Genomic DNA, 13,750 nt, shown 5'->3' with positions numbered 1-13,750 from the left:
GACGCGATCGCGTTGACAAGCTTCTGGCACGCAAACAGCTCCCAGCGAGCCACGCCAGCAGGGTAAACAGGCCCTACGTGATGACGGTCGGTCTTTCGAACGGCAGCGGCCTTGCACCGCTTGCTGCAACAGCTGTTTTCACTGCAGGAATGCTTTCTTCCTCGGCATCGATAACGACGAGAATGCGCCCGGCTTCGACTTCATCCTCGAATTGGCGACGCACCGGATCTTCCACCGCCGCCCCGGCGAGCGCCGTCGACCACGCACCCAGCACGCTTCCGCCTACCGCCATGGCGAGTGCACCGGCAATGGTGATACCCAACGGCGGAATCGCCACCGCGACCAAGCCGGCCACCAGGCCGATCGCCGCGCCACCCGCCGCGCCTTTTGCCGCCGCCGGATAAAAATCGCCTTCCACGACTTTGCGATCATCCGGCACCATGTCCGATTTGTCAGAGCGGACGATCAGGGAAATATCGTCATCGGCAGCACCGGCATCACGCGCCCGCTCCATGGCCGCCCTTGCGCCGGCCATGTCCATGGCACTGAATACCACTCGCTTTTTCATCGCATGTCTCCCGTCGCAAAGACGATGGGCTCATACCGCCCATACCCGTACCGGCTCTTCAGATGAGCGCGGCGTCGTGCAGCAATTCACTCAAGGATGACTCCAGCTTGAGGCCGACAAAGTGTTCGGCGGTAACGCCATGCAGGGTTGCCAACAACGCGAGATCGCTGCTCACCACTCTTGTCCAACGGCCACGCATTTGTTGCGCGTGACATTCATGGCCTGGAGGCGGATGTGGCCGGCGAGGGCGTTGACGGACTCATGACGCTTTGCGTCGATGCTGGCTGGCGCGGCGTGGTGGAAGTGGGCGAGGTGGACGGCACGGTGGGACCGTAAGGCTGCTGCACGGTAGGGTTTCGATCGTGGCATCCCGCGATAGCGAGCACGCTCAGCAATGCCATGCTTCCTGCAACCAACAGGGAAAACGAACCCTTGGGCGCGAATCGTTTCACGGCCGGTACCTCTTCGGTTTGTCGGTACACCGGCACCGTGCCACGCGCCGCTTGAAGAAAATGCATGCGATCGATCAACGCGGCATCGCCACGATGCAGACTTGTTTTAGACGGCGCTCGTCGTATCCCTAGATCTCTGGCTCGAGCTAGATCTCGAGCTGGATCCTTGGTCAGTCACCTTCTGTTCCGGAGCAACTCATGAGCGCAACCAATCAATACTCCATGCGCGACCCCACCACGCAATACCCGCGTCCTCCCTTTGAGGAACAGCCGCAAGAAGCACCCGGCCTCGCCAAAAGGATGGTGCCGCGTCCCGATCATGGCGAAGACAGTTACGTCGGCTTTGGCCGCTTGAAAGGACGCAAGGCGTTGATCACGGGCGGCGACTCGGGTATCGGACGCGCGGTCGCCATCGCCTTCGCGCGCGAAGGCGCCGACCTGACGCTCAATTACCTGCCGCAGGAAGAAGAGGATGCGCAAGAAGTGCTGCAGATCATCCGGCAAACTGGCGTGCAGGCGCATACGCTGCCCGGCGACGTCAAGGACGAAACCTTCTGCAAAGAGCTGGTGAATACAGCCGCAGAGAAAATGAGCGGCCTGGATATCGTGGTGAATGTCGCTGGCAAGCAGGCATACCAGGAAAGCATCCTGGATATCAGCTCCGAACAATTCGACGCAACCTTCAAGACGAACGTCTATGCGCTGTTCTGGATCTGCAAGGCAGCCATCCCGCATCTCCCGCCCGGCTCGACGATCATCAATACCGCCTCCATCCAGGCTTATGACCAGTCACCCATACTTGGCGATTACGCGCCGACCAAGTCGGCCATTGTTGGCTTCACCAAGGTGCTGGCCAAACAACTGGCCGACCGCGGCATCCGGGTCAACGCCGTGGCACCCGGTCCCATCTGGACACCGCTGCAACCCTCGGGTGGACAGCCGCAGCAAAAAGTGAAGGAATTCGGCAAGAGCGTTCCGCTCGGACGTCCGGGACAGCCGGCCGAACTTGCACCGGTGTATGTCTTTCTTGCTTCGCAGGAATCCAGCTACGTCACCGCCGAAGTGTATGGCGTGACGGGTGGGCATCCGCTGCCCTGAATGACGACGTCAATGTCAGCTTCCACGCAAGCGGCGAGGTGACTCACCCGCTGCGCGCGTGGACGTTCACGCATCAATCGCGCCTTGGATAGCAGCGCTCTTCGTAGTGGTACGTCGCATGATTGGCCTGGTGGTTTTCCTGGATCTTCTTCCCTGCATAACCGCCGGCGACAACACCGCCGGCGGTGGTCAGCACCTTGCCCTTGCCGCCACCGATCTGATTACCGAGCAGGCCTCCTGCCGCCGCACCCACCAGCGTCCCTGCGATCTGATGCTTGTCTTTCGGCTTGTCCTGTACCTTGACCCGACGGCATACCTCATGCGTGGTCGTGCCACCGTTTTGTGCCACGGCGATGTTCACGCTCGCCACCATGATGAATCCGATCAAGCCCAGGCTTGCTGGCATTTTCATGTTCATGCGTCACCTACGTAGCCGTGATAGGACGCATTATTTTGCGGCCATGGTGAGCCGCGAGTCATGCACGCGTGAGGATGTTCAGCTAAACACGAAAAACGATGCGGATTATCAGGATGCGGTGCTCGCCATCACCGCGGCGTGCAGCTCGCGCGACAGCTCCTCGATGGTGAAGGGCTTGCTGATAAGACGCACGCCTGCGTCCAGCACCCCGTTATGGACAATCGCGTTGCGCGTATAGCCGGTCATGAACAGCACGGCCAGATCAGGGCGGCTGTCCTTGACTTGATCGAACAGTTGTCGACCGTTGTCGCCCGGCATCACGACATCGGTAAGCATGATGCTGATCTCGCCATCTTCGGCCAACAATGCCCGGGCTGAATCCGCGTTGTCGGCGGCGATCGGTTCATAACCCAATTCCTGCAATACGGATACGACAAATTCCCGCACATCGGAATCGTCCTCCACCACCAGCACCCTGCGACGGGAAGCCGGCGGCGTGTATTCAAGCGATGCCGGCACGATGCTCTCTTCCGTCTTGGAAACATCTCTGGGCAGATAAAGCTTCACCGTGGTGCCCACACCGACCTCACTGTAAATCTTGACGTGTCCATTCGATTGTTTGGCAAAGCCATGCACCTGGCTGAGCCCCAGGCCGGTGCCCTGGCCGACTTCCTTGGTCGTGAAGAATGGATCGAACGCTTTGTTTATAACGTCCGCAGGCATGCCGCAGCCGGTATCCGTCACCGCCACCATCACGTACTGTCCGGGATCAACCTCACTGTGTGCATCGGCATACTGGCGATCGAGAAAGACGTTGGCGGTTTCGATGGTGAGCTTGCCGATGCCATCCATCGCATCGCGTGCATTGACCGCCAGATTGAGAATGGCGCTCTCCAGTTGCGCGCGGTCCACGAACGCCCGCCAAAGGCCGCCGCCCTGCACCGTCTCGATCTGGATATTTTCGCCCAGCGAGCGACGGAGCATGACCGAAACATCCTGCACGCACTGATTGACGTCGATCGCCTTGGGCTGCAATGGCTGCAATCGTGAAAAAGCCAGCAAACGCTTGGTGAGTTCGGCCGCGCGCTGTGCCCCGGTCAAGGCATTGCCGGCAAACGTATGGCATCTCGCTTCGTTCTCCGGCAACCGCTTCAGCAACATTTCCAGGTTGCCGATGATGACCGACAGCATATTGTTGAAATCATGCGCCACCCCGCCCGTGAGCTGCCCAAGCGCCTCCATTTTCTGTGCTTGCCGGAGTTGCTGCTCGGCCGCCTCGCGCTGCGTCATTTCCTCCTGCAGCAACTTGTTCTTGTCGCGCATGTCGCTGGCATAGCGCCGTGCCCGCTGCATCACGATGAACCCCAAGGCACCGGCCAGTAAGGTCAGCAGCAAGGTCACCGTGGTCAGAAGCGTGCGATGGAATGCGGCTTTCGCGGTGCGCACCTTCAACATCCCGTATTCGGCTCGATCAAAGTCATCGAAGCGGCCACGGATTTGCTCCATCAGATCCCGCCCGAGATTGGTTTTCACCAGCCACATGGCCGCATCGGCGCGACCTGTTTCGCGCTGCTGCACGGTGCTGGACAGCTCGTCCATTTTCGCAGTGATGAGCGGATAGAGGTTATCCAGCCGCTTTTGATGGGCGGAACTATCGCGCGTGAGTTCGCGCAACTGCGCCTCCAGCGTGGGGATAGCCGCCCGCGCTTTGTAGAACGGCTCCAGATAACTGGCATTGCCGGTCAATAGATAGCCGCGTTGGCCGGTTTCGGCTTCCTGGAGGGTTCCTAGAAGTTGTTCCGCCGTTTGCCTCACCCGCATGGAATGCTCGACGAGACCGTCCGCGGCAATACTCGCGAACGTCGCGACGACCACCATCGCACAGACGCCCAAAAGCAATGCAAAGCCACTAATGAGCCCGAGCCTAAGGCGTGCCTGCGCCGATTCGTGTTCCATAAGAGGCCTTGATCAGACTCACGCCAGAAGGAGCGGCTATGTCCTTGCGCGCACTCGTCCCTTATTTTTGTTATCGCGGCGATCCTGGCGACAAACGGTTCGTACCGACGGGACTACCGGCTACACATGTTCGGTAATGGCTGCCAACAAGGTCTTGCGATCAAAAGGCTTGGGCAAATATTTCATCCAGGCTTGAAGCCCGTCTTCCGGCGGCTCGCAATCACCGGACATGACGATCATCGGACACTTCAAACCATCTTCATGCATGGCCACGCCCATCTCGATACCTGACATGCCTTGCCTGAGATTGAGATCGGTCACCACCACGCCGATATCGGGGCGCAGCGACGCAACTTGCAAGGCTTGCTCGGAACTATTGGCGGCCACCACTTCATAGCCAGCATCCTCGAGCATGAACGCAGTCACCTCAAGGACATCTCGGTTGTCATCGACGAGAAGAACAGTCTTCATGCCACCCCCACTCGGAATAACGCCAAAACACAGCGGTCCTTCGAACAGTATTCGGCGATCACAAAATAAACGGTGAATATGGTCCAAGCAGGCGGACAATAACCAAAAGGGTGATATGCGTTGTGAAGGGCAGGTCAATAAAAACTACATAAACGAATAATACTTTTCACGTACAAGTGATCCGCATGCGACTAGCTTCCATGTAGTCTTTTCACGCGTATTGTCCCGTGCGTAAACGAATAGGCTGGATCGTATTCGTCTTGCTCCTGACTGCATTTATTCTCGTAGGCGCTTATCGGGCGCTTCGCCATCAGGAAGCGCGCCCGCCGACGCCGCGTACCGCGCCCTATCCCTGATGCGGGCGGCGACGGGTTGAATGATTGACGCAAACTTCACTTCCCCATACCGCGCATAACCGCTGCGGTACAGCGATGCGGCTTGGGCGGATTTAGCGACGTGATCGCATTCATCACTTCCCACAGCCCGGCTGCTTACATCCTATGGCGCAGGCTCATGCCATGCCGTCGCTCGTTGGTTCGCTGTCACGCGAACCCAACGATACCGTGCTGGTAATAGAGCCGTGGACGGAGGTAGCGCGCAAGGAAGTCGCGCTGCCTCGCTTCGTTTCTGCTTTTTTTCAAGGCAACAAAATCCCGCCCTCCACACAAGAGGAGGGACGGGGTGTGATGAAAGGCGGTCAGTGACCCGCTGTCGACGACGAGGCCGGTGTCTGCGAGCTGCTGTTCTGGGCTGGGGTCATGGCCGTTTGAGCCGGTGCAGGGGTCGCCGGAGGCGTAGGGGCGGTAGCGGGCGACGCAGGCGCAGGGGCCGACGCAGGGGCCGATGTACCACCGCCACTATTGCTACTCGGGTTGCTGCACCCCCCCAAGGCCAAGCCAATGCCTACCAGTGCGATGCCGAATGCCGTGCGCTTCATGAGTTTCTCTCCTGACGTGACTGACGTGATCTTTCGCGTCGTACCGAATGAACCAAGTAACCGCTTTATCGCCCATGCCAGGCCATAGCCTTACTTGGCTGCAACGATTACCTGTCTCACACTGATCCACTTCTATGCAAGGCTTTGTAGAGCCATTGTCAACGCTTCGTTTGAAAAGCCGAATGCCGGCTGACAAAAGCAGGCGTTCGGCCTGCGAAAACGGCTTTCAGCTGAACGCCTCATCGTCTCAGCTTACTCCCTCTGCGCGCCGCTCCAACAGCGCGCGAGCCGCTTTGCAGACCTCTTCTACCGTGAATCCGTATTCACGCGCTACCGTCTCGCCCGGCGCGGATGCCCCGAAGCGGTTGACTCCCAATACGGTGCCCTGCGAACCGACATAACGCTCCCAACCGCGGGAAATCCCCATTTCCACGGCCAAGCGCGCCCCGGCCGCCGGCGGTAGCACGTCATCCCGCACGGCTTGCGGCAAGGCATCGAATAATTCCTGGCATGGCATGGAGACACAGCGAACCGCGATGCCTTCCACGGCGAGCTGTTCGGCAGCCTGCACGATCAGGTTCACCTCCGAACCGCTCGCGATCAGCACCAGGGATGGACGGCCGCCTGGTGTATCGGCCACAACGTACCCGCCTTGGCGCAGTCCCTCCGCAGACCTGTAACGCTTGCGATCCAGTGTGGGAAGTTTCTGCCGGCTGAGCACCAACAAGACCGGCCGATCACGCGTTTCCGCCGCAACGCGCCACGCCACCGCGGTTTCATTCGCATCCGCCGGACGAATCAGCAAGAGCTCAGGAATCGCCCGCAGGCTGGCCAAGTGTTCGATGGGCTGATGGGTCGGGCCATCCTCCCCCAGGGCAAGGCTATCGTGCGTAAATACATGCACCACATGCAGACCCATCAAGGCAGCAAGCCGGATCGGCGGACGCATGTAATCGGAGAAGGTTAGAAAGGTGGCTCCATAAGGAATGAAACCACCATGCGCAGCCAGCCCGTTGACGATCGCGCCCATCGCATGTTCGCGCACGCCGAAATGAATGTTGCGTCCGGTGTAGTCGCCGTGTTCTTCCGCGCCACCCTTTTCGACGGTTTCGCCGGTGCGCGGTGGACGAAAGTCGCCGAATTCGCTCAGTGCCGTCTTGGTCGATGGATCGAGATCGGCCGAGCCACCGGCAAGCGCAGGCAGCCGGGGCGCCAACGCATTCATCACCTTGCCAGATGCTTCGCGGGTGGCGAGCCCTTTCGCATCCGGCTCGAAGAAGGGAATCTCCCGATCCCATCCCTCCGGCAGTTCGTCACGCAGGCGTGTTTCCAGTTCCCGCGACAGATCGGGATAGAGACTCTTGTAATCATTCATCTGCTGCACCCACGCACGGTGCCGTTCACTACCTTGTGCAACCGCCTTGCGGGTATGCGCAAGGACATCCTCAGGCACGCGGAACAAGGGTTGGGTCGGCCAGCCCAGCGCTTCCTTGGTCTTGCGCACGTTCTCTTCGCCGAGCGGCGAACCGTGTGCCTTGTAGCTGTCCTGTAATGGAGAGCCAAAACCAATATGCGTCCGCACCCGAATAAGCGATGGCCGCGCCACTTCCCTGCGCGCCTGGCTCAATGCCGTGTCGATGGCAGCCAGATCGTTGCCGTCTTCCACCGTCGTGGTATGCCATCCGTACGACTGAAACCGTTGAATGCGATTTTCCGTGAACGTGACATCGGTGCTGCCGGCAAGGGTGACGCTATTGTCGTCGTAAAGACAGACCAGCTTGCCCAGTTTGAGATGCCCCGCCAGCGATCCTGCTTCGGAAGCAACGCCTTCCATCAGGTCGCCGTCGCTCGCCAGGACGTAGGTGTAATGGTCGGCGACCAGGTAAGCATCGCGGTTGTAACGCGCGGCAAGCTGCGCTTCGGCGATGGCCATGCCGACCGCGTTGGCAAAGCCCTGCCCCAATGGCCCGGTGGTCATCTCGACGCCCGGCGTGAGCCCTCGTTCGGGATGACCGGGTGTTTTGCTGCCCCATTGCCGAAATTGCCGAAGATCATCGAGCGTAAGCTCGTAGCCCGCCAGAAACAGCAACGCATAGAGCAACGCCGAACCATGCCCGGCTGACAGCACGAAACGATCGCGATCGGGCCAATGCGGATCGTGCGGGTTGTGTTTCAGGTAACGATCCCACAGCACGAAAGCCATCGGCGCCGCGCCAAGCGGCAATCCCGGATGACCGCTATCCGCTTTCTGCACCATGTCGACCGCGAGAAACCGGATCGTGTTGATGCACATCTGGTCGAGCTGCGCCGTCATCTCACCGCTAACCTGTGTGTCATGCATTCTGCGTGGCTGTGCACGTTTCATGGCCGCAACTGCATGGCGTGCTTTCCGCTCGCAGTTTGTCGGCCTGGCGACAGTGATCGCTGCAGTACTGGCCTGCTTCGGCCACCTTGCACTGACAGGATCCGTACGCACATTTGTGATCGATTTCCATGCGCAATTCGCCTCTTTGTCGAAGGAAGAAAGGTATCGGACGAATGAATACGCACGATGCGATGCCGCCGGTTTCGACAAAGTGAAATTGAAGCCGGCTTCGTGTCGAATGCACGGCTTTGCCGATCGATACGCAAGCCTTTGACATACCGCAAACGCGATTTTTATCGACCCTTCTGACCACGTGTAAGCGGCTTGCCGCGTTGCTGTCGCGTGAAGGTTTTCCATCACACGGCGACCACGTCAGCAGATGCTACTTTGCTTACCGGACAGCCAGTCCCGCATAAACCTACTCTCAATCTTTGTGCCGGATGACTCGTGGCGATAGCCAACCACACACCGCATCGGAGGCGATGCGGCTTACGACAAGGAACGATCATTCTCCTCGGTGTTTCGTTGATCGCGGCGTGCGCGCCGCCGATACGGCCACCGCAATTTGCGCCGCGAACGCAGGCACCCTTGGCAGGAACAGCGACCGGCACGGCGCCATGGCCACAGCAGCAATGGTGGCGCCGTTATCACGACGCGCAGCTTGATCGGCTGATGAAGCTGGCCACGCGCAATGCGCCGGACCTCGAGCAAGCACAAGCGCGCTACATCGCCGCGCAGCGTGCCGTCGAGGTACAAAGAGCCCAGCTCCATCCACAAGTGCGCGGCTATGCCGATGCTGCACACGCCTACAGCAAGACCGGCGTGGAGGCGCAACCCGGCCTCGGCGGCTTGCAGAACATCCAGATCAATCCCAAGCACAGCTGGAGCAATAGCGGACTGGCCGCCGCCTTGTTTACTTGGGATCTGGACATCTGGGGAAAGCAAAAAGATGCCGTTGCCGAAGCCATCGGCCAGGCCAACGCAGCCAACGCCGATCGCGCCATGGCTGCCAACTCGCTCCACTACAACATCGCCAGAACCTACTTCGACTGGCAAGCACAGCAAGCACGCCTGCAGCTCGCGAAAAGCGCCGCCAGCGATGCAGCACGATATCGCGCGCTTGTCGCGATGCGTGTACATGCCGGCCTGGACGATCCACAAATGCTCGACCGCGCCGACGCCCAATGGGCCGAAGCACTGCGCACGGAGAGCACGATTGAAGGATCGCGTTCGCTCGACCTGGTGCAACTCGCCGCCCTGGCTGGGGTATCCGCGCAGGAACTCGGCTCGCTACAGCCGCGCACCCTTCCCGCCGCCGACACGGACATACCACCCTATGCCGGACTCGCGCTGATCTCGCGTCGACCAGACATCGTGGCGGACCGCTGGCACATCGAAGCATCCATGAAAGGCATCGATTCGGCGAGAGCCGCCTATTACCCGGACGTCAGCCTCCTGGCCCTGGGTGCTTACTTGAGGATGTATCCCAACCTGGGATCAGGCGCCCGCACCAACGTCACGCTCGGTAACGTCGGTGCTTCGGTTTCGCTGCCTATTTTTTCAGGTGGCCGCCTGAGGGCTCAGCTGGAAAGCCGCCAGGCCGAGCTGGATAGCGCGGTCGCCGCCTACAACCACACTATCGTGCAGGCAGCGCACGACGTGGCCGAACAGATTGCAACGCTGCAGCAACTGCATGCCGAACAGATCCAGACTGATCGTCAGGTCGCGGATGTCGCTTCGCAAAACCGGCGCGCGGATCGCCGCCGTCAACAAGGCCTGGATGACGATCGCAACTGGCTCAATCTGCAAATGCAGCTGGACCAGCAACGCGATGCACAGGTACAGCTCGGCGACCAGTTGCTCGCTACGAATCTCGCCTTGATCTATGCGCTGGGTGGCGGGTACCACAGTACCGGCCTGCCCGCGCTTCCCGTTAATGTCCATGCACAGGATGCCGCGCGATGAGTCCAGAAGAACGCGACCCGCACGAGCACGACGATGACGCACCGCGCGAATACAGGTATCGCTATAAATACCTGCACAAATATGGCAACGAAGGCGGTGAACAAAGCGAACAAAAGAACCACTCGCCTCCGGCCGGGAGCAGTGATGAAGAGCACGATAGAAACAAGCAGGACAAGCAGCCGGAAGAAGGTAAAGATGCCGGGCAACAGCGCAAGCAGAAACGCAAACGCATCATCGTGATCAGCATCATCGCCGGCGTCTTCCTGCTCGCAGGGTTGATCTGGCTGCTGCTTTACATCTTCATCTTCAGCCAGCGCGAAACCACGAACGACGCTTACGTACACGGTAATTTGGTCACGATCACCCCACGGGTGCCCGGCACCGTCGTGGAAATCGCCGTTGACGAAACCGAACGCGTCCATGCGGGACAAGTGCTGATACGCCTTGATCCGGCCGATGCGCAAGTCACGCTGATGAACGCGGAAGGACAACTCGCCCAGGCGGTGCGTGATGCGCAGCAAAGCATCCAGCAGGCGGCTGGGGCAGATGCGCTGGTCGCCCAGCGCCGCGCGCAATACCAGACCCAGCGCGATGAATACGAACGCCGCTTTCCGCTGGTGATGGCGCATGCGGTATCCAAGGAAGAAGCCTACAACGCAGGGCGGAACATGCGTGCCGCCTACGCAGCGCTGCAACAGGCCGAACGACAAGCCGCCGCCGCGCATACCCAGGTCGACGGCACCGATGTACGCACCTTTCCCGCTGTAATCCGGGCTCGCGCGCAATTTCGCAATGCGTGGATCAACAACAACCGCGATGCCATCGTGTCGCCCATCGACGGCATTGCGTCGCGGCGACAGGTTCAGGTCGGCCAGCGCGTGCAACCCGGACAGGATTTGCTCACCATCGTCCCGCTGTCCGATCTTTGGGTGGACGCGAACTTCAAAGAAACGCAATTACAGGATATTCGGATCGGGCAACCAGTCACGATCACCACGGATATCTATTCGCACGTGACCTATCACGGCAAAGTGGTGGGATTCAATGCCGGCACGGGAAGTGCCTTCTCGCTGCTTCCTGCGGAAAACGCTACCGGCAACTGGATCAAAGTCGTGCAGCGCCTCCCCGTGCGTATCTCGCTGGACCCGAAGGAACTACGCAAGCATCCGCTCATGGTCGGCCTGTCGACCGATGTAGACGTGGATACACACAACCGCAGCGGCACCATGCTGCAAACACGCGTCAGAAGCCGGCCGCTGATGAGCACCGACGTCTACGAGCGCGAAGTGAATCAGGCTGATCAGAAGGCCGAGCAGATCATTCGCGCCAATACGATAGCCGTGATTAACGGGCAGCCCGGTCCGGCAGCACGCCGCACGCATTGACGCATGGCCAGCGACGAATCCAGCGAAGGCGCCAAGCCCCCGTTTACCGGCGGCATGCTGATCCTGCTGACCGCGGGCGTGTCGCTGGCAACCTTCATGGAAGTGCTGGACATCTCCATCGTCAACGTGGCGGTGTACACCATTTCCGGCAATCTCGGCGTCAGCCGCACCGAAGGCACCATGGCGATCAGCGCCTATTCCATGGCGAGCGCCGTCATGCAGCCGCTGACTGGCTGGATCGCGCGCCGCTTCGGCGAAGTAAGAACCTTCACCCTGTCGGTACTGCTGTTCGTGGTGTTTTCGTGCCTGTGCGGCTTTGCGGTAACCATGCCGATGCTGATCGTGTTCCGCCTGTGCCAGGGCGCGGTATCCGGCCCGATGGTCCCGCTGTCGCAAACATTGCTGCTCAACAACTACCCGCCCGACAAACGCCCCATCGCGCTGGCGCTGTGGTCGATGATGGTGGTCGTCGCACCGATCTTCGGGCCCATCCTTGGCGGCTGGATCACCGACAACTACAGCTGGTCGTGGATCTTTTTCATCAATGTTCCGGTTGGCGTCTTTGCAGTGCTGATCTCTTACATGCTGCTGCGCAACCGCGAGAGCAAGACGTCCATCGTCAAGCTGGATGCTGTGGGGTTGTTTCTGCTGGCGGTCGGCGTGGGCTGCTTGCAGTTCATGCTCGACAACGGCAACGACTACGATTGGTTCTCGTCGAACATGATCTTGACGCTGGCCCTGATCGCACTGGTGTGCCTCACATTCCTGATTGCGTGGGAACTGATGCACGATCAGCCCGTGGTCGATCTTTACCTGTTCAAGCGCCGTAATTTCGCGGTCGGCGTGCTGTGCCTATGGATGGGCATGTTCGCATTCTTCGGAGGTACCGTCGTGCTGCCCAACTGGGTGCAGCAGGTCATGTCGTACACCGCCACATGGGCTGGATTCGCCGTGGCGCCGATCGGCATTCCGGCGATCTTCATGTCGCCGCTGGTGGGACGGTTTCAGCACAAGTTCGATCTGCGCGTGCTCAACACCATGGGTTTCGCGGTCTTCGCGTCATGCTCGTTCTGGATGTCTCATTTCAACGCCGAGGTGAGCTATTTCAAGCTGGCCCTCCCACGCATGGTGATGGGATGTGGAATCGCCCTGTTCTTCGTGCCGGTCAACCAGATCATTCTTTCCGGATTGCCGCCCAACAAGGTCGCCAGCGCCTCGGGCCTGGCCAACTTCTTCCGGACCATTGCCATGAGCGTCGCCACCGCGGTCAGCACCACCCTCTATACGCATCGCAGCATCTACCATCACGCGGTGCTCAGCGAGCACACGCATACCGACGCACGTGCCACCACGGAGTGGCTGAGCCGCCTGCAATCGTTGGGTATCGAGGGAAAATCCAGCTATGCCGCACTTAACCAGATCGTAAATGGACAAGCCGCCACCCTGGCCATTAATGATGTGTTCTGGTGCTTCAGCTTGATCTTCGGCTTCGCTATGGTCGCGATTTGGTTCGCAAAACCACCGTTTTCAGGAAGCGCTCAGGCAGGTGGTTGATGTTCGCTGACATGCATCGGACACACACTCTTCACAACCGGGACACCGATTCCGTGAATGATGTGTCGCGGATGGGGGAAACAGGGACCGTGCGCAATGGAGATAGGTCATGCACGTGCTCGTCATTCAAGACGATCCGGATACCAGGGATCTTCTGCACCACGCCCTGAAAAATGCCGGCTACCGCGTCTCCCAGGCCGAACGGGTTTCCGAGGCATTGCGGTTATCACACATATACCCGGATATCGACGTTGTACTGATCGACATGCACCCCGGGCGTCGCTTCTCCGCCGTGGACGTCGCGCATGAAATGCGCAACGGTTTGCGCAAACGACATTACGTGCTCGCCTCCGGCGACTGGGATGCACTCGAGCCTCGCTGCCCCGATGACATGACCGTACTGCGTAAGCCTTACGGGAAAACCGAACTGCTGCGTGCCGTGGGACAGGGCGGCGTTCCTTACCGGCAGCACGGCTGCGCCAGCGCGACCCGAAGCACGCTCGTGCCGCAGGCCTGATGTCAGGCAAGGCTTCTCGCCAGCATCACGCCCGATCCAGAATAAAGGGCTACGCTCCTGTTCT

At 59.8% G+C, this 13,750-nt stretch carries 13 protein-coding genes; 6 read left to right on the top strand and 7 right to left on the bottom strand.

What is annotated here, in order from left to right; genetic code table 11:
• Positions 1-73 precede the first annotated feature (73 nt).
• Together AC4HNJ_RS12980 and AC4HNJ_RS12975 are read right to left on the bottom strand one after the other, a co-directional pair.
• Positions 74-568: a hypothetical protein gene (locus AC4HNJ_RS12980; protein WP_490480005.1), complete on the bottom strand. Its 495-nt coding sequence runs from the start codon at positions 566-568 to the stop codon at positions 74-76.
• Positions 569-783: 215 nt separating this feature from the next.
• Positions 784-1,086, bottom strand: coding sequence for a hypothetical protein (locus AC4HNJ_RS12975; protein WP_490480004.1), 303 nt, complete (start codon positions 1,084-1,086; stop codon positions 784-786).
• Between the two features lie 132 nt (positions 1,087-1,218).
• Here AC4HNJ_RS12975 and AC4HNJ_RS12970 point away from each other — a divergent pair, with 132 nt between their 5' ends.
• Positions 1,219-2,118 carry an SDR family oxidoreductase gene (locus AC4HNJ_RS12970; RefSeq protein ID WP_490480003.1) on the top strand — a complete coding sequence of 300 codons (900 nt, stop codon included), beginning with the start codon at positions 1,219-1,221 and terminating at the stop codon, positions 2,116-2,118.
• Between the two features lie 73 nt (positions 2,119-2,191).
• Here the strand turns inward: AC4HNJ_RS12970 and AC4HNJ_RS12965 are convergent, their stop codons facing one another.
• The 3 genes from AC4HNJ_RS12965 to AC4HNJ_RS12955 form a co-directional block, all read right to left on the bottom strand.
• Positions 2,192-2,530, bottom strand: a complete 339-nt coding sequence (locus tag AC4HNJ_RS12965; protein ID WP_490480002.1) for a glycine zipper 2TM domain-containing protein — start codon at positions 2,528-2,530, stop codon at positions 2,192-2,194.
• A gap of 114 nt (positions 2,531-2,644) precedes the next feature.
• Positions 2,645-4,414: a CHASE3 domain-containing protein gene (locus tag AC4HNJ_RS12960; RefSeq protein ID WP_490480001.1), complete on the bottom strand. Its 1,770-nt coding sequence runs from the start codon at positions 4,412-4,414 to the stop codon at positions 2,645-2,647.
• A 198-nt stretch (positions 4,415-4,612) separates the two neighbouring features.
• Positions 4,613-4,963, bottom strand: coding sequence for a response regulator (locus tag AC4HNJ_RS12955; protein ID WP_490480000.1), 351 nt, complete (start codon positions 4,961-4,963; stop codon positions 4,613-4,615).
• Between the two features lie 518 nt (positions 4,964-5,481).
• Here AC4HNJ_RS12955 and AC4HNJ_RS12950 point away from each other — a divergent pair.
• A complete protein-coding gene (locus tag AC4HNJ_RS12950; protein ID WP_490479999.1) occupies positions 5,482-5,667 on the top strand; it encodes a hypothetical protein in 186 nt (61 codons plus the stop codon).
• Here the strand turns inward: AC4HNJ_RS12950 and AC4HNJ_RS12945 are convergent.
• A complete protein-coding gene (locus AC4HNJ_RS12945; RefSeq protein ID WP_490479998.1) occupies positions 5,661-5,900 on the bottom strand; it encodes a hypothetical protein in 240 nt (79 codons plus the stop codon). The genes AC4HNJ_RS12950 and AC4HNJ_RS12945 overlap by 7 nt on opposite strands.
• Positions 5,901-6,147: 247 nt before the next feature.
• Complete coding sequence (tkt, locus tag AC4HNJ_RS12940; protein WP_490480094.1) at positions 6,148-8,214, bottom strand: transketolase; 2,067 nt, start codon at positions 8,212-8,214, stop codon at positions 6,148-6,150.
• Positions 8,215-8,712: 498 nt separating this feature from the next.
• Between tkt and AC4HNJ_RS12935 the strand changes: the two genes are divergently transcribed.
• The 4 genes from AC4HNJ_RS12935 to AC4HNJ_RS12920 all read left to right on the top strand — a co-directional run bounded on the left by AC4HNJ_RS12935 (position 8,713) and on the right by AC4HNJ_RS12920 (position 13,686).
• Positions 8,713-10,230, top strand: coding sequence for an efflux transporter outer membrane subunit (locus AC4HNJ_RS12935; protein ID WP_490479997.1), 1,518 nt, complete (start codon positions 8,713-8,715; stop codon positions 10,228-10,230).
• On the top strand, positions 10,227-11,615 hold the full coding sequence (locus AC4HNJ_RS12930) for an EmrA/EmrK family multidrug efflux transporter periplasmic adaptor subunit (protein ID WP_490479996.1): 1,389 nt from the start codon (positions 10,227-10,229) through the stop codon (positions 11,613-11,615). The genes AC4HNJ_RS12935 and AC4HNJ_RS12930 overlap by 4 nt, the downstream gene beginning before the upstream one ends.
• Before the next feature lie 3 nt (positions 11,616-11,618).
• Positions 11,619-13,169, top strand: coding sequence for a DHA2 family efflux MFS transporter permease subunit (locus tag AC4HNJ_RS12925; RefSeq protein WP_490479995.1), 1,551 nt, complete (start codon positions 11,619-11,621; stop codon positions 13,167-13,169).
• Between the two features lie 109 nt (positions 13,170-13,278).
• On the top strand, positions 13,279-13,686 hold the full coding sequence (locus tag AC4HNJ_RS12920; RefSeq protein WP_490479994.1) for a response regulator: 408 nt from the start codon (positions 13,279-13,281) through the stop codon (positions 13,684-13,686).
• The last annotated feature ends 64 nt before the right edge of the window (positions 13,687-13,750 follow it).

Source organism: Dyella sp. SYSU CM1112, assembly GCF_058216415.1.
This window is presented reverse-complemented; position numbering and strand designations above follow the sequence as displayed.